The sequence below is a fragment of the Bacillus cereus group sp. BfR-BA-01350 genome, assembly GCF_022663775.1.
Taxonomy (GTDB): domain Bacteria; phylum Bacillota; class Bacilli; order Bacillales; family Bacillaceae_G; genus Bacillus_A; species Bacillus_A paranthracis.
In genome coordinates, this window is sequence record NZ_JAKUGD010000002.1 from 17,421 (window position 1) to 33,877 (window position 16,457).

A 16,457-nucleotide genomic window follows, 5' to 3' on the forward strand; every position below is an offset into this window, starting at 1 on the left:
AAGATTATTGAACAAGTTTTATGAACTTTAGTGGTAGCATCATTAGTGAAATGCTTTATAACAACTAATTAAGGAGGGGTAGAATATGAGAAATAACTTTCAAATCGTTGCGTTGCAAGAGAAGGAGTTTAATAACCTATTTCTAATGAATGAAGAAGTATTAAAAAGTATCGGGGCAGTCAAAATAATAGCAAATAAAAATCCTGGATATCCTTGCAGAATAAGTTTGAAGGATGCAGAGGTAGGAGAAGAGGTAATTTTACTGAATTACCAATATCATAGTGTTAATTCGCCTTATAAAGCAAGTGGTCCTATATTTATACGAAAGGGAGCAACTACTGCTAAGCTAGATGTAAATGAAATTCCGCATATGTTACATCATAGGTATCTATCTGTACGCGGCTACAATGCTGACTCAATGATTGTAGAAGCAAGGGTTACAGAAGGTGTAAATGTAAGAGAAAATATAGATGGAATTTTTGATAATAAAGAAGTAGAATATATTCACATTCTTAACGCTAAACCAGGATGCTATAACTGCCTTGTTAATAGAGTGTGAAAAAATTAAAAATGCAAACTTCTATTATCCTATAAGGGGTACCACCAATCACTATCAAGCTAATTCAACAAAATCTCCTCTAAAATGAAAAAAATACGCTATTCTATTTGTAGAATCATAGGAAAGGATGGCGTTTTTGTATGTCTATTTCTGTATCTGATGAATTACAACTATTTGCTCAAGAGATTCAAAGTTTTTTATCTCCAAATACCTTACGGGATCTTGCTAGAGATGTTGGTTTCGTACAACGAACCAGTAAATACCAAACAAAAGATTTAGTCGCTTTATGTATATGGATGAGTCAAAATATCGCTACAACCTTTTTAGCTCATATGAAAGAAGAGATTATACCAGTTTTAATGGATGTAATAAAGACAAATAGCATTCCTGCAATTAGGGAAGCTATTGATGCAATAGGTTTCATTTGTTTCTATAACAAAATACATTCTAATACTCAAATTATTGATGCACTTATTCTGTGTTTAGGGAACAATTTCAATGATAACATTATCCTATGGAAATTGGTCAGAGCATTTGAAGGTTTTAACGATATCAATGTCATTAAAACTCTTATGGAAATAGAACAAAACGATAGTCAATTGGTTATAAGAAATGAAGCCAAGAGGTCAATGAAAATTATTAATAACCGTACTAATAATTAAAAATGACTTATCAAGAGAATAAGTCATTTTGTTTCATAGGGAAGGTTCTACCTAACACCATTCCATTTATAAAATAGACAATACTTAATAGAATTCTTCCAACAAATAAGGCAGCTGTTTTTATATTCCAATCCTTTTTCTTGATTACATAAAGAATTGGAAATAGTATAGGTATCCCAAAAACAATAATAAAGACTGTATTTACCATTCTCTCCTCCTAACAAAATGATTATGTTTTTAAACTTGGTGAATTCTCAGGTTGGAGGTATGTTTCATTGTTACTGGTTAAAAACAAGGGCCGGAATTCCGGCTCCTTTTCTATCCCGCAACATAAAGGTTTACTTTATCTCTCCGTCTCAAAAAACTCAATCCATTCCCCATCAGGACCCGCGAAGAATATGTAACGTGTTCCATCCGGTAATGTTTCGATTTCTTCTCCTAGTAAGAAGGTTACTGCATGTTTCTTTAGTCTTTCAATTTCATCTTCTAATGAATCCACTTTAAAGCAAATGTGATGTACTTTTCCTTCTGCCGGAAGGGAAGAGTTGTAGCCTTCAATTAATTCGAGTATCGTCTCTTTTGATTCTTCCACACCTAAAAAAGCGAGTTTTAAGTCTGGATTCGGGTGCCCCATACGTTTAATGAGCTGTAAGCCAACTACTTTTTCATAAAAAGTAATAGATGTTTCTAAGTCTGCAACCATAAGTCCAACGTGTTCGATTCTTCTAACTGGCATGTAGATTCCTTCTTTCTGAAAATTATATACAATATGTTATTGAAAATTAAGAAAATAAGCAAGATAAAAACCTTACAAATTTTAGCGTGTTATATGGTATAGTGAGAAAGTATGTTTGGGGAGAAGGAAGGAGATTATACGATGAATACACCTACTCAAACTCCTTCATTATCGGAAACGATGAAAGAGTGGCATTATGCATTAGCATATGAAATTAAACATTGGAAAACGATAGGTGGTAGTAAAATTTCTATCATGAACGGTCGTTTTTTATATACAGATTATGAAAGTACAGTATATGTATTTCAGCTTATTTCGGAAGTAAGCTTGCCTGAAGGTTCACCGATTCGAATTGAGTTCGATGGTGAGGAAGCGACAGGGGAAGTATTATCTGTACATGGATTAGAAATAGAACTGAAATTAAATGATTATATACAAGGTGAAATACGAGAAGCTGTTTTATATAGTGAACCGTGGCAGCTTTTAGAGCAACTGCAAGAGAGGTTGAAGGAAGCGCGTAAAGATAAGCTAAAACGTAATCGTATAAAGCGTCTTGTTGATGGGACGAGCAGTCCAAAGCATATTGAGAAGATGAAAAATCCGAAAAATGAATTGGCGTATCGCTCGTTTTATAATCCGACAACGTACGTATGGGGACCGCCTGGAACAGGGAAGTCTTACAATTTATCACGTATTATTTCGGCTCATTATCAAAAAGGGAAATCAGTACTTGTGTTAGCTCATAGTAATGCGGCAGTAGACGTATTAATGAGTGAAGTAACGAAGCAAATTGAAAAGAAAAAGAAATGGACGCCTGGTGAAATTGTTCGTTACGGTTATAGTCAACACGAACATATACGAAATCATGAAACGTTACTTGCGTCGAAGTTGGTTGAAACGACGAACGGGTCTTGGGGTGAGGAGAGACTCTATTTAGAAGAGACACGACAAGATCTTCGTGAAAAGATTTTATCATATAAAGCGACATCTGCTGATAAGAAGCGTATGCAGGAGATTGAAAGTGATCTTCGAAAACAGAGAGCGAAAATTAAAGAAGTAGAAAAAGAATACATTGAAAATGCGAAAGTAATCGGCGCAACTTTATCGAAATGTGCCATTGATTCACTTATTTATGAGCGTACATTTGATTTAGTTGTCGTAGATGAAGTGAGTATGGCGTTCGTTCCCCAAATTGCATTAGCTGCTTCACTTGGAAAACGTATCGTCGTTTGTGGTGACTTTTTACAGTTACCTCCAATTGCGATGGCCAACCATGAACTCGTTCGAAAATGGCTTGGCGAAGATATGTTTTACCATGCTGGGATTGTTGAGTCTGTTAATAAATCAGAAGCACATCCGAACCTGTTTATGTTGCAGGAACAAAGACGTATGCATGCGGATATATCTAAGTTTACAAACTCATTTATTTATAAAAATAGAGTATACGACCATCCGTCTGTTTCAGAACGTAAAGAACTTGCGCAATTGCAGCCGTTCGCAAATGAAGCAAATGTTTTATTTGATACGAGCCAAATGGGAGCTTTTTCGTTAAAAGACGCTGCTTCAGGATCTCGTTTCAACATTATGTCTGGTTTAGTAGCAATGCAAATGATGTTAATCGGACTGTTAGATGGTGTGCAATCCATTGGTGTTGTGACGCCTTACAGAGCGCAGTCTCGCTTTTTATCAACGTGTATTAGAGAAATGTTACAGAGAACGAAATATCAAAACATACCTGTTTTAGCAGCGACAGTTCATAAGTTCCAAGGATCTGAAAGAGATATGATGATTTTTGATACAGTAGATAGTTATCCGCAAGAACGACCTGGCGTATTATTCTTTGACCATAAAAACCATCGCCTCGTCAACGTTGCAGTGACGAGAGCGAGAGGGTAACTAACTGTTACGATTTATTTAACCAATTATAACGAAAGTTAATTAAATATATCAGTAAGCCCTGCTAGTCAAGTGATTGGCTAGTAGTGAGGGTTAACTGCGGGCAATCCCTAAAGCTGATTGAACTACAACGTGGCTAGAAATAGCGAGCGTGAATGTCGCGAAAGCAGAAAAAATCAATCAGATGGTGCAAGGTTAAATCCTAAACACTAGAACAATGGGTCTTCCGCCTCGAATCATCTAAGTCAAAATGGATAAGATGAACGTTCAACGACTATCTCGTATAACTGACGAGAGTACACCACAAGCTTATGGTGGTGGAAAAATCCTCTATCTCTAAAGAGATAAACATATAGTCTGCGCTCATGTGAAAACATGAGAAGTTCATAAGAGAACTGGCTAAGGAATTGCGGCCCTAGTTGAACAAGATAAATTTTATTGAATCTATCAAACTTCATTGAATTCATCGAACGTACGTGCTACGATAGGTTCAATGAGGTGAGAATAATAATGAAATTTTCACGAGTTAGTCAAGTATCGGAATTAACAGGTTTGTATCCCAGTAGTCTTAGAAGAATACTAGTGGAACACGCTACGATTCAGAAGAACAAATCTTTCATTAAAGGAATTACATTCTGATGATATTGGCGAAGAAAGTCAGACTGATTCCAACACCTGAACAAGAAAAAGTGCTTAGAAACCATGCTGGTGCTGCAAGATTCGCTTATAACTATTGTAAAAGAATGAGTGATAGATATTATAAGCTATTTGGGAAATCTGTTTCACAGTTAGCTTTACAGAAACGATTTACAAAGATCAAGAAGCGAAAGAGATATGAGTGGTTAAAAGACATTAATGCACAAGTTCCTAAACAGGCTTCAAAAGATTTTGATACGGCGAGAAAAAATTCGTTCAAAAAGTATAAAAATGGTTCTCACACTTCTTATAAATCCAAAAAAGATGTAATCCAAGGATTTTATGCTAATTATGAAAGACTGATTATAGGAAAGAAAGTAGTTTATATTCAGTCTATTGGAGAAGTGAAAACAAGCCAACAACTACCAAGAAACAAAAAAACATCCAATCCAAGAGTTACATTTGACGGTCGTCACTGGTGGATTAATGTAGGATTCCAAGAAGACTTTGAATCCCAAGAACTAACGAATGAGTCGATTGGTGTGGATGCTGGTTTAAAAGAGCTGTTTGTGGCTTCTAATGGTATGAAAGAACGAAATATAAACAAAGATGCTAAGGTTAAAAAACTTTTGAAAAGGAAAAAGTCAGCGCAAAGAGATATGTCTAGGCGATTTAAAAAAGGTGTAAAAATTCAGTCTGCCGGATATGAAAAAGCGAAAACTGAGCACCTGCGGTTATCTAGGAAAATTACGAATATCCGAAATAACCATATCCATCAAGCAACAGCTAAATTGGTGAAAACCAAACCAATGAGGATTGTTGTCGAAGACTTATCTATCTCAAACCTGTTAAAAAACAAAAAACTATCGAAAGCATTTTCATTTCAAAAATTATACTTCTTCTTTCAATGTTTATCATACAAGTGCGAGAAGTATGGCATTGCGTATGTAAAAGCTGATAAATGGTTCGCCTCAAGCAAGATTTGCTCATGTTGCGGCGTAAAATACGACCATTCGGTTCAACCAGAAGGACAGTGGAGTTTAAAGATTCGTGAATGGCGTTGTGCTTCATGCAATAGCCATCACGATCGGGATGTAAATGCGTCGATAAATTTATCAAGATGGGTAAAATTAAATGCTTGATAATAGGAGGTAACGATACTGCCTCGTGTGGAGTGTTATACCCCTCGTCCCTTTGGGGTTGCGAGAACACGATGAAGCACTAACTTGTGTAAATTTGATTGAATTGTATAGATTTAGTTAAGTTTATCGTATCGGAAGTTCATTCAATTATCAGATTGCCATTATATGCGTAAAAATCTTTCGAGAAAACAAGCGTTGTCACAATTAACAGCTCATATAGAACGTCACGGAGATGTGTATGATCGCACGACATCAAGACAATTGTGGGAACGAAAAATATCGAAACGATTACGCTGGTTTATGGAAATGAATCTTGAGGAAACGAAAGGGCTATTAAAAGATATTTTAGCAGCAAAACGAAAAATTATTATTTCGCTTCCAAGTACAAAACAAGTGGATAAGCGAGTATGGCAAGCGTTAATGCGTACAAATGCACAGATAACAGTGTATAGTGACGGACCAGTTCCACTGAAAAATGTAAAGTTACAAAGACAAAATAAAGCTTTCCCGTTTATCGTAATTGATGATGAAATCTTCTGGGCAGGCGCACCGCTCACATCTCAAATGATATTTGAAGGGAGTACGGAATTTCCGTACGTATGTGCAAGACTGCAAGCACCTGAGACAATTGGTGTATTAAAAGGATTTTTAGATATTCGGTAAATTCGGATAGGAATTCCTTGACTTTTATTTGAAATGAACTTAGAATGAATGTAATTTAATATAATTTTATGAAAATTCTTATCACGAGAGGTGGAGGGACTGGCCCTATGATACCTCGGCAGCGGATTCGTTATGAATACTGTGCCAATTCCAGCAAGGTAACTTGAAAGATAAGAAAGAAGCTCATTTTGACTGTATATACAGAAGCCTCTTTCTATCTTTTAGAAAGAGGCTTTTTTACGTGAAAATAAAAGGAGGAAGAAAAATGGGAGCGACAGGAGTAGCGTCACAAAGAAAAACAATTGAAGAGAGTATCGAAAGAAATAAGGAAAAGTACATAGAAACAAGTCATGATATTCATGCGAATCCGGAGATCGGTAACCAAGAGTTTTATGCATCTAGAACGTTAAGTTTATTACTAGGTAGTGCAGGATTTCAGTTGCAGCACAATATAGCTGGACATGAAACGGGATTTATTGCGCGAAAAAGCTCTGGAAAACAAGGACCAGCAATCGCATTTTTAGCGGAGTACGACGCTTTACCAGGACTTGGTCATGCGTGTGGTCACAATTTAATCGGCACCATTAGCGTTGCGGCAGCGATCGCATTATCAGAAACGCTTGAAGAAATTGGCGGGGAGGTTGTCGTGTTCGGAACACCAGCTGAAGAAGGAGGACCGAACGGTAGCGCAAAATCGAGTTATGTAAAGGCAGGCTTATTTAAAAATATTGATGCAGCGCTTATGATTCATCCGAGTGGAAAGACAGCAACAACGAGTCCTTCACTAGCAGTCGATCCACTTGATTTTCATTTTTACGGAAAAACAGCTCATGCTGCAGCTTCACCTGAAGAAGGAATTAACGCATTAGATGCGGTGATTCAGCTGTACAACAGTATTAACGCACTTCGACAACAACTTCCGTCAGATGTGAGAATTCATGGCGTGATTACAGAAGGAGGAAAAGCACCTAACATTATTCCTGACTACGCTGCAGCAAGGTTCTTCATTCGTGCAGCAACGCGAAAAAGATGTGCGGAAGTAACAGAAAAAGTAAAAAATATCGCACAAGGGGCAGCACTAGCAACAGGTACAAAAGTAAAAATCCATCAATTCCAAAATGAAATCGATGAACTACTCGTAACAAAAACATATAACGACATCGTAGCGGAAGAACTAGAATTACTCGGGGAAGACGTAAATCGTAAAGAAAGATTTGGTATTGGTTCAACCGATGCAGGAAACGTTAGCCAAGTTGTACCGACAATCCACCCGTACATTAAAATCGGCCCAGATGATTTAATTGCACATACGAATGAATTTAGAGAAGCGGCACGTTCAGAATTAGGGGATAAAGCATTAATTACATCCGCAAAAGCATTAGCAAATACGGCGTATCGATTAATTACGGAAGAAGGGTTGTTAGAGAAGGTGAAGGAGGAGTTTAGAGAGGCGCAGAGAAATCAGGGATAGGTGATTGAAAGGAGTGGATGATCCACTCCTTTTTCTTTTTTGGAAAGCTGGTGCCTATCACTTTATTAGAACGACAATTTCTCCTCAAACTCACTCTTTAAAACAATTAAAGGAGACGATAAGCCGAATTGCATTAAAGAGTCTAAAAATGCAGCGAGAGAATCCATCGAATCGCTCATGACCTTCATCATATAATTAAATTCCCCGCTAATTCGATATAAATCTGTTACTTCAGGAGCGGCATTACAATATTGGATAAAATCAGAGCATTGGCTCGTTTTAAACATGATGAATGCTTGAATGTTTTTATTAATTTTAGAAGGCTCAAATTTCGTTCGGTAAGCCGCTATAACGCCTTGATCTTCAAGTTTATTCATACGCTCCTTTACAGCAGGCTGCGTCATGGATATAATTCTTCCTATTTCTGAAACAGAAATTCTCGCATTTTCATACAACAAGTTCATTATTTTATGGTCGATTTCATCTAGTTTTACTGCATTTTGCATTGTGTAGCCTCCTTATTTTATTTTTTTAAGTGAATCACAAACTATAACTATAATATCATAAGTGAACGAACTAAATTACCTATAAATCTATATTTAAAATAATTGGTTTTTACATAAAAATATAAGTGTAGGTTTTTATCAAACGTAAATTTAGGAAGGATGGAAAAAATGAAGAATCTTGATGGGAAAGTAGCGTTAGTAACAGGAGCGAGTCGAGGAATTGGTCACGCGATTGCGATGAGATTGGCAAACGACGGTGCATTAGTTGCGATTCACTACGGCCGAAATAAGTCAGCTGCAGATGAAACAATTTGTGAGATTGAATCTAATGGAGGAAAGGCGTTCTTAATTGAAGCAGATCTCAAATCAATTGATGGTGTCAAAAAGCTAGTAGAACAATTAAAGAATGAATTACAAATAAGAGTTGGTACATTAGAGATTGATATTTTAGTAAACAATGCAGGGATAGGTACACAAGGGACGATTGAAAATACGACAGAAGAAGTTTTTGATGAAATTATGGCCGTAAATATTAAGGCGCCATTCTTTTTAATTCAGCAAACATTACCGTTACTACGAGCAGAAGGGCGCATTATTAACATTTCATCAGCTGAAGTAAGACTTGGTTTTACAGGGTCCATTGCATACGGCTTAAGTAAAGGTGCATTAAATACGATGACACTTCCTCTAGCTAAACATCTTGGAGAAAGAGGTATAACAGTGAATACAATTATGCCTGGATATACGAAGACAGATATAAATGCGAAATTGCTAGATAATCCAGAAATACGAAATTTTGCTACGAATTCATCTGTGTTTGGTCGAATAGGGCAAGTTGAAGATATTGCAGATGCAGTCGCATTCCTTGCTTCTTCTGATAGCCGCTGGGTAACGGGGCAGATTTTAGATGTTTCTGGTGGGTTTTGTTTATAGGGGCACTAATACATATCCATCAAGCTAATCAAGTAAATTACTAGATATGAGACGATCCTCGTTTCATATCCGGTAATTTATAGAAAGTTAGGGATGATAAAGAAGTCTATTAAAACGTGATTTTTTTGCTAGGTAACTTGAATAAGGGGGCATTTCTTTTTCTTAAGTTTATGGGTATGTATGGTGACCTCTATTAGACGATAGTGAATGAACAATTTCGGGGGGCAGTTCAACTTTATTCAAAATAAGATTCTTTTGCAGTAAAATCAATGTTAGTGGAACTTTTGTAATCAAACTTTTTTAAAAATTAACATAAATACTTGCAATATTTAAATTAGTACTATATAGTTCTAATTATGACAAAGGTAAAATTAATGAATCAAAAACGTGTGATTGAAGTAGCTGCAACATTATTTTTAGAAAAAGGGTTTGCTTATACAAGTATGGATGAATTAGTACGTGTAAGCAAAGTTTCAAAGTCTAATGTGTATTATCACTTTTCTAATAAGGAAGTATTATTAGAAGCGGTCGTTGATTATTGGATTGAAATGTATCAATCTGCAATTGATGACGTACTTTCTCAGAACCAATTTTTAGTTGAAGATCGTATCCAACTGTTTTTAAAGCAATTATCACAAGGAGTTCAATCGAGAGAGTATAAGGGAAGCTGTCCATTTATTACTCTTTATATTCAAAGTCCTACACAGGCCACGCAAATAAAAGAAAAGATAGGTCTTTTTTTTACAGGATTACAAAAGAAAGTTTCTCTATTACTTAAACAAGGGGTAGAGAATGGGGAATTCAGAAATACGATTCATATTGATGAGGTTGCATCACTTTTTATTACAAATCTTGAAGGAGCGTTATTTATTTCAGAAACATTGAAGGATGCAACTGTAATCACGAAAACAGCAGATCATTTTTTAAAATTGCTTCGATAAAAGAAGCATTTTTTTTACATCAAATTAGTACTAAATAGTACTAAAAAGGGGATCTTATATGAGAACAGTATTTTTAACTGGTGGAACAGGCTTTATTGGAAAGCAATTAGTGAAAGAATTAGCCAAAGAGGATGTTAAAATTCTTCTTTTAGTGAGGTCGAAAAGTAAAGCAATACGCATTTTTCAAGAAAGAGGCATCTTAAAAAAGGAAGTTATGCACTTTATTGAAGGTGATTTGACGAAAATAGATTTAGGTCTAAGTGCTGAAGATAAGGAGAGGGTATTGAAAACGGATGTGATTATTCACGCAGGAGGCCCCATGGATATTCAAGCGACAAGTAAAGAGGCAGCTTCCGTATTTTTAAATGGCGCCAAACATATTAGTGAATTAGCTAAAAGTATTCATCAATTGAAGGGCTTGCAACAATTTATTCATGTTGTAGGTTATATGAGTCCCTTTGATGATAAAAATAGCAAGATTGCAATTGATGTGTTTCAAGAAGGAAACAATTATTTGAAAATAAAAAATCCATATGAGAGAACAAAATTTTTAGCAGATCTTTATATCCGTCAGCAGGCATCAGCAGTAGGTTATCCGCTTTCTGTAATTAATCCGCCAACTGTAGTCGGTAGTAGTAAAACAGGGAGTACAGAGCAGATAGCAGGATTAGGTTTGCTTGTGATGAGTATGCGAAGAGGGCTCATGCCAGTGATTCCTGGAGGTAAGGGATATAGGTTACCACTTATTTCAAACGATGAGCTTGCGAAGTTTATTGTGCAGGTTTTCAGATTGGAGCAACCGACTATTCAAACATATACACTTGTTGAAGACAAACAGCACGATCAAAACATTGCTGAATTATTAAGTATTATGTCGGAAAGTATGAATATGAGGGCACCAAAAATCTCTGTTCCAATGCCATTTATGAAAGCAATTATGAATAGTGGAGGAAGTAAAATAACAAAAATTCCTTCTGATGGACTGAATTTTATTACAAAACAAAAATTTTCAAATGTTTCAGCGAAAAAAATTATGGGAGGAGATTGGTTTAAGAAGACGAGTGTAATGAAATTTTTCCCTGCCATAGTAGCTGATCTGGATTATCGAATGATGTATCAAAATGGCCGGCATAATCATTTATTTAAACGAACATTATGCGATAACACTACCCTTTACCAATTACAAGGAGAGGGTAAACCGTTTATTTTATTACATGGTTTATTGAGTGATGGAGAGGATTTATTTCCTTTAGCACAAGTGCTTCATGAAAAAACTGGTCAACCTGTATGGATTTTGGATCTTCCAGGTTTGGGACGTTCTCCTTTTAAACGAGAGAAAAATCTTCTAGATATCTATTTGAATGTAGTGAAAAAGTTATTGGAGAAAGCTACGAATGGTGCACATCTAATTGGACATTCATTCGGTGCGTTTCTTCTTCTGGAAGCATTGGTACAAGAGTACATAGATAAGAAGTATGCAATCACTTTACTTCAGCCACCTGTTGCTAAAAAAAATGCTAAATTGCTAAATGTTCCTCAATTTATGAACAAATGGACATTAAAATTAGCAACTACTAATTTGATAAGGAGTTATTTATTAAGTAATGGTTTGTTTGAAAGTACGGAGAGCATCCCTGAACATTATATTGAAAAAATAAGTAAAAGTTTTACTTCTCTTAGAATTTTAAATACTACGGTTCAGCTTAACAGTTTACTACTGAAAAACGATCAAGGTGATTTCAATGAAGTAACAAAGTATAATCTTCACATTATTTGGGGGGATTATGACAGAGCCTATTCTGCTCCATCGCATCTTGGTAAGGTTGATTTTGTTCCATATGGTCATCATTTTCCTCTTAGCCATCCGAGTGAAACGGCAACATTAGTAATAAAAAATAGTAATACTAGCAGATGAGAGTGCGGGATAAATTAATATATGTATTATCTTATGAAAAAACTCAACAGGATTTATTCTGATGAGTTTTTTTGTTTATTTCATTTATCAATAATTATTCTTTTTTCTCCGGCTGATAGGAAAGAATAACGACACCTGAACTGGTCGTTCTTGTTTCTATAAGTTTTAATGCTTTTGTATCGTTCTGGTCTTTAAAGAGACGCTTTCCGCTCCCTACAATAACGGGATTGACTATAAAGTGATATTCATCAATGAGGTCATGTTGCATTAATGTTTGTGTAAGCTCACTGCTGCCATAGATTAAAAGGTTCTGACCGGGCTGTTCCTTCAGTTTCGATATTTCTTCTACAATATTACCCTTGATAAGATTTGCATTCCATTCGGTTTTTTCCAAAGTTGTTGAAGCGACAAATTTAGGCATGCTGTTCATCTTATCAGCAAAACCTTCTTCATCAGTCATAGAAGGCCAGGCAGCTGCAAAACCTTGATAGGTTACTCGCCCTAGTAGAAGAGCTTCACTTTCAAACAGTAAATTAGATTGAAACTTTGCTACTTCTTCATTGAAATATGGAGCAGTCCAAGCTGGTTCCTCCATGACACCATCTAGTGAGAGGTACATCGATACAATTATTTGTCCCATTTTGTTCTCCTTTAGTTTTAAATTGAGATTTTTACATATTGGTAACACAATTATTAATTCTTCAGTTAGAGAAATTCTCCTTTTTTAATAATTTCGACAAAATGTATTTATGTATGTTTCGGAATAACTCAATATATATTAATAACTTCGAAATATTGTATAACAGATAATTTTTATGCATCATTGATTAGCATTGCTTATTGTGCTAACGAATCAGGATAGTGTGGCGACCGACTAAATAGTTGCTTATCCTCAATTATTAGAAGGGAAGTTCTATCATTTCGCGAATTAATTAGACATAGACGAGTGCTATAATTTTCTATATATACATAAAGAGGTGACTACGCATGAATCAAAGACCGTCAGAAGAAGAATACGCTGGGAGCTCCGGCGAATATATCCGTTTGGTGCCAGACGGTAACATCATCGACATTCTGCTCGCTCAGGAAAAGCAAATGACCGAACTCCTGGCATCGTTGACCGAAAGCCAGGCCGCATATCGGTATGCGGAAGGAAAATGGACACTGAAAGAAGTTGTGGGCCACATTACAGACGCGGAACGCGTCATGACCTACCGCCTGCTCCGGTTCGCAAGAGGGGACCAGACGCCTTTGACCGGTTTCGATCAGGAATTATTCATACCTCCTTTCGGAAGCTGGACAACCGCGCAATTGGCCGAAGACTACCGGGCCGTACGGCAATCAACGATTACATTGCTGCGCGGGCTACCAGCGGAGGCGTGGATCCGCAAGGGCACAGCCAACAACCTAAGCATTACGGCGCGCGCCCTCGCGTACAGCATTGCAGGACACGAGCTTCATCACATGGGGGTTATCCGAAACCGGTACTTGAGTTAATCGTCTGCTGAGGCCTTTGGAATGGAACTAACACCACTCATACAACCTTAGATACCGTTCTTATTAGGGTCCCGCCCCACAACCATCAACTTAAGGATTTAGACTATTTTTGAAATAAAAAGCACGTTACTATTCTCTTATGTTAATGAGAAAGGGTAACGTGCTTTTTATGAATATGCACCAAAAACAAGAGTTATATCGATTTTTCTCATTTTGGGGTATTTGTTTTTCTTAGATTGAGGGTGACGGGGCACTACTCTATAATGATCAAATTAAAATTAAAAATAGTTATAGAGACTCCATTTCTCGGAAATGTTGTAACTATTAAGTTGTAAAAAGAACCATAGTTTTTCATTTTTGAAAAGGCTATGGTCTTTTTTAGTTGTAGCAAAGTGATGATGCGAGGAAGTTTTTTTGATTAATCAAAAAAACTTGATTAATTAGTTGCATAAAGAACTAAACAGTGTATATACTATAAACATCAAAAAAAGTTGATGAAGGGAAGTGAACCACAGTGGTACAAGATTTTCAGCTCTATGAGAAAAAGTTTAAAGCGTTGGCGGATCAGAAACGTCTAGAAATCATGTATGAACTTTGTCAGCGAGGCCAGACGTGTGTATGTGATTTAACAGAGATTTTTGAAATGACACAATCTAAGTTGTCCTATCATTTAAAGATTTTATTAGATGCAGGTTTAATTGTAAAAGAAACAAAAGGTACGTGGAGTTATTATGATTTAAATGATGCGGAAGTGAATAATTTATTATCAGAAGAATTGTGCTGTATCTTTAGAAAAACAGGCAAAGGTAGTTGCTGTTAAAATTTTGAGCTATTAATCAAAAAAACTTGATTAATGATTTATAAAGAGGAGGAATAAGGTATGAGATATGTTCACGTTGGTATAAACGTTACGAATTTAGAGAAGTCTATTGAATTTTATGAAAAGGTATTTGGTGTATCACCAGTTAAAGTGAAAACAGATTATGCAAAACTTTTATTAGAGACGCCAGGACTTAATTTCACGCTGAACGTGCGAGATGAAGTGAAGGGAAATCAGGTAAATCATTTTGGTTTCCAAGTGGATACAGCTGAAGAAATTACATTGCATAAAGAACGATTAGAAAAAGAAGGTTTCTTCGCGCGTGATGAGATGGATACGACTTGTTGCTATGCGGTTCAAGATAAGTTTTGGGTAACAGACCCTGATGGGAATGAGTGGGAGTTCTTTTATACGAAAGCACATAGTGATGTTCACAAAATAGAAGATCCATCTTGTTGCACGACTTCTAACGTAGTAGAAAAAAATTCTTGTTGTTAATAGGAGATGGAAAATAAAATGAAACGTTTATCTTTTCTAGACCGATATTTAACACTATGGATCTTTCTAGCGATGGCTGTTGGGATTGGTTTAGGGTTTGTGTCCCCTAGTGTAGTAGACGGACTGAATACATTACAAGTGGGAACAACGTCTATCCCGCTTGCTGTTGGTTTAATTGTAATGATGTATCCACCATTAGCGAAAGTTCGCTATGAGGAAATGGGCCGTGTATTTAAAGATGTAAAAGTGTTAGTTCTATCTTTAGTACAAAACTGGATTATTGGACCTGTACTTATGTTTGTTTTAGCAATTATTTTTCTTCCAGATAAGCCAGAGTACATGGTTGGTCTCATTATGATTGGATTAGCACGTTGCATTGCAATGGTCATTGTTTGGAACGATCTTGCTGATGGGGATAAAGAGTATGCGGCAGGTTTAGTGGCTTTTAATTCGGTATTTCAAATGTTATTCTTCTCCATTTATGCATACGTGTTTGTAACGGTAATTCCAGAATGGTTAGGAATTGAAGGTGCTATTGTCGATATTACAATGATAGAAGTAGCAAAATCAGTATGTATCTACTTAGGAATTCCTTTTATAGCAGGTATGTTGACGCGCTTTGTACTCGTTAAGTTAAAAGGAAGACAGTGGTATGAAAAGGTGTTTATACCTAAGATTAGTCCACTTACATTAATTGCATTACTATTTACGATCATCGTTATGTTCTCTTTAAAAGGAGAGATGATTGTTAGCGTGCCACTAGATGTAGTAAGAATAGCGATTCCGTTATTAATCTATTTTATTGTCATGTTTTTTGTTTCTTTCTTTATGGGAAGAAAAATTGGTGCAAACTATCCGGTAACAACAACGTTAGCATTTACAGCAGGTAGCAATAATTTCGAGTTAGCGATTGCTGTAGCAGTTGGTGTATTTGGTATTCATTCGGGCGCAGCATTTGCAGCTGTTATCGGTCCTTTAGTTGAAGTACCTGTCATGATTGCACTTGTAAACGTTGCTTTTTGGTTTAAACGTAAATATTTTAATGATCAATCAGTCTAAATTTAAAAATAAAGGTGGAAAAACAACATGGAGAACAAAAAGACAATCTACTTTTTATGTACAGGAAATTCATGCCGAAGCCAAATGGCAGAAGCATGGGGCAAACAATATTTAGGAGATAAGTGGAATGTATATTCTGCAGGAATCGAAGCACATGGAGTAAATCCAAACGCAATTAAAGCAATGAACGAAGTAAATATTGACATAACAAATCAAACATCAGATATAATTGATGCAAATATTTTAAATCGTGCTGATTTAGTCGTTACGCTTTGTAGTCATGCGGATGCTGTATGCCCATCTACTCCGCCGGATGTGAATCGTGTTCATTGGGGATTTGATGATCCAGCAGGAAAAGAATGGTCTGAATTTCAACGTGTTCGCGATGAAATTGGTGAACGTATAAAACGATTTTCTGAAATAGGGGAGTAGTAAATAAAGGAAAGAGCCAACTCAATCGAGTAGGCTCTTTTTTTATGTGCTATGAAACTTCAAAATAGAACAATATTGCGTTAGCGGAATG

15 protein-coding genes, 3 pseudogenes and 1 riboswitch are annotated in these 16,457 nt (G+C 36.2%); of the genes and pseudogenes, 14 read left to right on the forward strand and 4 right to left on the reverse strand.

Features of this window, described 5'->3' with window-relative positions; translation table 11 throughout:
- Positions 1 to 85 precede the first annotated feature (85 nt).
- Together MR147_RS04245 and MR147_RS04250 are read left to right on the forward strand one after the other, a co-directional pair.
- Positions 86 to 559, forward strand: a complete 474-nt coding sequence (locus tag MR147_RS04245) for a DUF1203 domain-containing protein (RefSeq protein ID WP_001245415.1) — start codon at positions 86 to 88, stop codon at positions 557 to 559.
- 140 nt (positions 560 to 699) lie between these two features.
- Positions 700 to 894 (forward strand): annotated as a pseudogene (locus tag MR147_RS04250) (IS4 family transposase); the annotation flags it as partial.
- A 337-nt stretch (positions 895 to 1,231) separates the two neighbouring features.
- Here the strand turns inward: MR147_RS04250 and MR147_RS04255 are convergent.
- Both MR147_RS04255 and MR147_RS04260 read right to left on the reverse strand, forming a co-directional pair.
- Positions 1,232 to 1,429, reverse strand: coding sequence for a hypothetical protein (locus MR147_RS04255; protein ID WP_002003075.1), 198 nt, complete (start codon positions 1,427 to 1,429; stop codon positions 1,232 to 1,234).
- A 135-nt stretch (positions 1,430 to 1,564) separates the two neighbouring features.
- Positions 1,565 to 1,957: a VOC family protein gene (locus MR147_RS04260; RefSeq protein WP_074608304.1), complete on the reverse strand. Its 393-nt coding sequence runs from the start codon at positions 1,955 to 1,957 to the stop codon at positions 1,565 to 1,567.
- Between the two features lie 111 nt (positions 1,958 to 2,068).
- Between MR147_RS04260 and MR147_RS04265 the strand changes: the two are divergent.
- From MR147_RS04265 to MR147_RS04280, 4 genes and pseudogenes are all read left to right on the forward strand, one after another.
- Positions 2,069 to 3,850 (forward strand): annotated as a pseudogene (locus MR147_RS04265) (DEAD/DEAH box helicase); the annotation flags it as partial.
- A gap of 641 nt (positions 3,851 to 4,491) precedes the next feature.
- A complete protein-coding gene (locus MR147_RS04270; RefSeq protein WP_242303675.1) occupies positions 4,492 to 5,631 on the forward strand; it encodes an RNA-guided endonuclease InsQ/TnpB family protein in 1,140 nt (379 codons plus the stop codon).
- Between the two features lie 135 nt (positions 5,632 to 5,766).
- Positions 5,767 to 6,294 (forward strand): annotated as a pseudogene (locus MR147_RS04275) (phospholipase D-like domain-containing protein); the annotation flags it as partial.
- Between the two features lie 75 nt (positions 6,295 to 6,369).
- Positions 6,370 to 6,471, forward strand: a riboswitch (SAM riboswitch).
- 88 nt (positions 6,472 to 6,559) lie between these two features.
- Complete coding sequence (locus MR147_RS04280) at positions 6,560 to 7,765, forward strand: M20 family metallopeptidase (RefSeq protein ID WP_242303676.1); 1,206 nt, start codon at positions 6,560 to 6,562, stop codon at positions 7,763 to 7,765.
- Between the two features lie 65 nt (positions 7,766 to 7,830).
- On the opposite strand, the gene MR147_RS04285 is transcribed toward MR147_RS04280, so the two are convergent.
- A complete protein-coding gene (locus tag MR147_RS04285; RefSeq protein WP_001178573.1) occupies positions 7,831 to 8,271 on the reverse strand; it encodes an Lrp/AsnC family transcriptional regulator in 441 nt (146 codons plus the stop codon).
- A gap of 168 nt (positions 8,272 to 8,439) precedes the next feature.
- On the opposite strand from MR147_RS04285, the gene MR147_RS04290 reads away from it, so the two are divergent.
- From MR147_RS04290 to MR147_RS04300, 3 genes are all read left to right on the forward strand, one after another.
- Positions 8,440 to 9,204, forward strand: coding sequence for an SDR family oxidoreductase (locus MR147_RS04290; protein ID WP_242303677.1), 765 nt, complete (start codon positions 8,440 to 8,442; stop codon positions 9,202 to 9,204).
- 374 nt (positions 9,205 to 9,578) lie between these two features.
- Positions 9,579 to 10,145, forward strand: coding sequence for a TetR/AcrR family transcriptional regulator (locus MR147_RS04295; protein WP_141524537.1), 567 nt, complete (start codon positions 9,579 to 9,581; stop codon positions 10,143 to 10,145).
- Positions 10,146 to 10,203: 58 nt separating this feature from the next.
- The gene (locus MR147_RS04300; RefSeq protein ID WP_242303678.1) at positions 10,204 to 12,060 is read left to right on the forward strand and encodes an alpha/beta fold hydrolase; all 1,857 of its coding nucleotides are present in this window, start codon (positions 10,204 to 10,206) and stop codon (positions 12,058 to 12,060) included.
- A gap of 94 nt (positions 12,061 to 12,154) precedes the next feature.
- Here the strand turns inward: MR147_RS04300 and MR147_RS04305 are convergent, their stop codons facing one another.
- On the reverse strand, positions 12,155 to 12,700 hold the full coding sequence (locus MR147_RS04305; protein ID WP_029438886.1) for a dihydrofolate reductase family protein: 546 nt from the start codon (positions 12,698 to 12,700) through the stop codon (positions 12,155 to 12,157).
- A gap of 347 nt (positions 12,701 to 13,047) precedes the next feature.
- Here MR147_RS04305 and MR147_RS04310 point away from each other — a divergent pair, with 347 nt between their 5' ends.
- The 5 genes from MR147_RS04310 (at position 13,048) to arsC (ending at position 16,366) form a co-directional block, all read left to right on the forward strand.
- On the forward strand, positions 13,048 to 13,557 hold the full coding sequence (locus MR147_RS04310; protein ID WP_001076313.1) for a DinB family protein: 510 nt from the start codon (positions 13,048 to 13,050) through the stop codon (positions 13,555 to 13,557).
- Between the two features lie 514 nt (positions 13,558 to 14,071).
- The gene (arsR, locus tag MR147_RS04315; RefSeq protein WP_002163599.1) at positions 14,072 to 14,377 is read left to right on the forward strand and encodes an arsenical resistance operon transcriptional regulator ArsR; all 306 of its coding nucleotides are present in this window, start codon (positions 14,072 to 14,074) and stop codon (positions 14,375 to 14,377) included.
- A 60-nt stretch (positions 14,378 to 14,437) separates the two neighbouring features.
- On the forward strand, positions 14,438 to 14,875 hold the full coding sequence (locus tag MR147_RS04320; RefSeq protein ID WP_242303679.1) for an ArsI/CadI family heavy metal resistance metalloenzyme: 438 nt from the start codon (positions 14,438 to 14,440) through the stop codon (positions 14,873 to 14,875).
- A gap of 18 nt (positions 14,876 to 14,893) precedes the next feature.
- Entirely contained in the window at positions 14,894 to 15,934 is a 1,041-nt protein-coding gene (arsB, locus tag MR147_RS04325; protein ID WP_074608317.1) for an ACR3 family arsenite efflux transporter, read from the forward strand.
- Positions 15,935 to 15,961: 27 nt separating this feature from the next.
- A complete protein-coding gene (gene arsC / locus MR147_RS04330; protein ID WP_074608319.1) occupies positions 15,962 to 16,366 on the forward strand; it encodes an arsenate reductase (thioredoxin) in 405 nt (134 codons plus the stop codon).
- Positions 16,367 to 16,457 lie beyond the last annotated feature (91 nt).

What these genes read in the sequence shown, in the direction of transcription:
- MR147_RS04245 (WP_001245415.1), top strand. Translation starts at nt 86, where the DNA reads ATGAGAAATAACTTTCAAATCGTTGCGTTGCAAGAGAAGGAGTTTAAT.
- MR147_RS04255 (WP_002003075.1), bottom strand. Translation starts at nt 1,429, where the DNA reads ATGGTAAATACAGTCTTTATTATTGTTTTTGGGATACCTATACTATTT.
- MR147_RS04260 (WP_074608304.1), bottom strand. Translation starts at nt 1,957, where the DNA reads ATGCCAGTTAGAAGAATCGAACACGTTGGACTTATGGTTGCAGACTTA.
- MR147_RS04270 (WP_242303675.1), top strand. Translation starts at nt 4,492, where the DNA reads ATGATATTGGCGAAGAAAGTCAGACTGATTCCAACACCTGAACAAGAA.
- MR147_RS04280 (WP_242303676.1), top strand. Translation starts at nt 6,560, where the DNA reads ATGGGAGCGACAGGAGTAGCGTCACAAAGAAAAACAATTGAAGAGAGT.
- MR147_RS04285 (WP_001178573.1), bottom strand. Translation starts at nt 8,271, where the DNA reads ATGCAAAATGCAGTAAAACTAGATGAAATCGACCATAAAATAATGAAC.
- MR147_RS04290 (WP_242303677.1), top strand. Translation starts at nt 8,440, where the DNA reads ATGAAGAATCTTGATGGGAAAGTAGCGTTAGTAACAGGAGCGAGTCGA.
- MR147_RS04295 (WP_141524537.1), top strand. Translation starts at nt 9,579, where the DNA reads ATGAATCAAAAACGTGTGATTGAAGTAGCTGCAACATTATTTTTAGAA.
- MR147_RS04300 (WP_242303678.1), top strand. Translation starts at nt 10,204, where the DNA reads ATGAGAACAGTATTTTTAACTGGTGGAACAGGCTTTATTGGAAAGCAA.
- MR147_RS04305 (WP_029438886.1), bottom strand. Translation starts at nt 12,700, where the DNA reads ATGGGACAAATAATTGTATCGATGTACCTCTCACTAGATGGTGTCATG.
- MR147_RS04310 (WP_001076313.1), top strand. Translation starts at nt 13,048, where the DNA reads ATGAATCAAAGACCGTCAGAAGAAGAATACGCTGGGAGCTCCGGCGAA.
- MR147_RS04320 (WP_242303679.1), top strand. Translation starts at nt 14,438, where the DNA reads ATGAGATATGTTCACGTTGGTATAAACGTTACGAATTTAGAGAAGTCT.
- arsB (WP_074608317.1), top strand. Translation starts at nt 14,894, where the DNA reads ATGAAACGTTTATCTTTTCTAGACCGATATTTAACACTATGGATCTTT.
- arsC (WP_074608319.1), top strand. Translation starts at nt 15,962, where the DNA reads ATGGAGAACAAAAAGACAATCTACTTTTTATGTACAGGAAATTCATGC.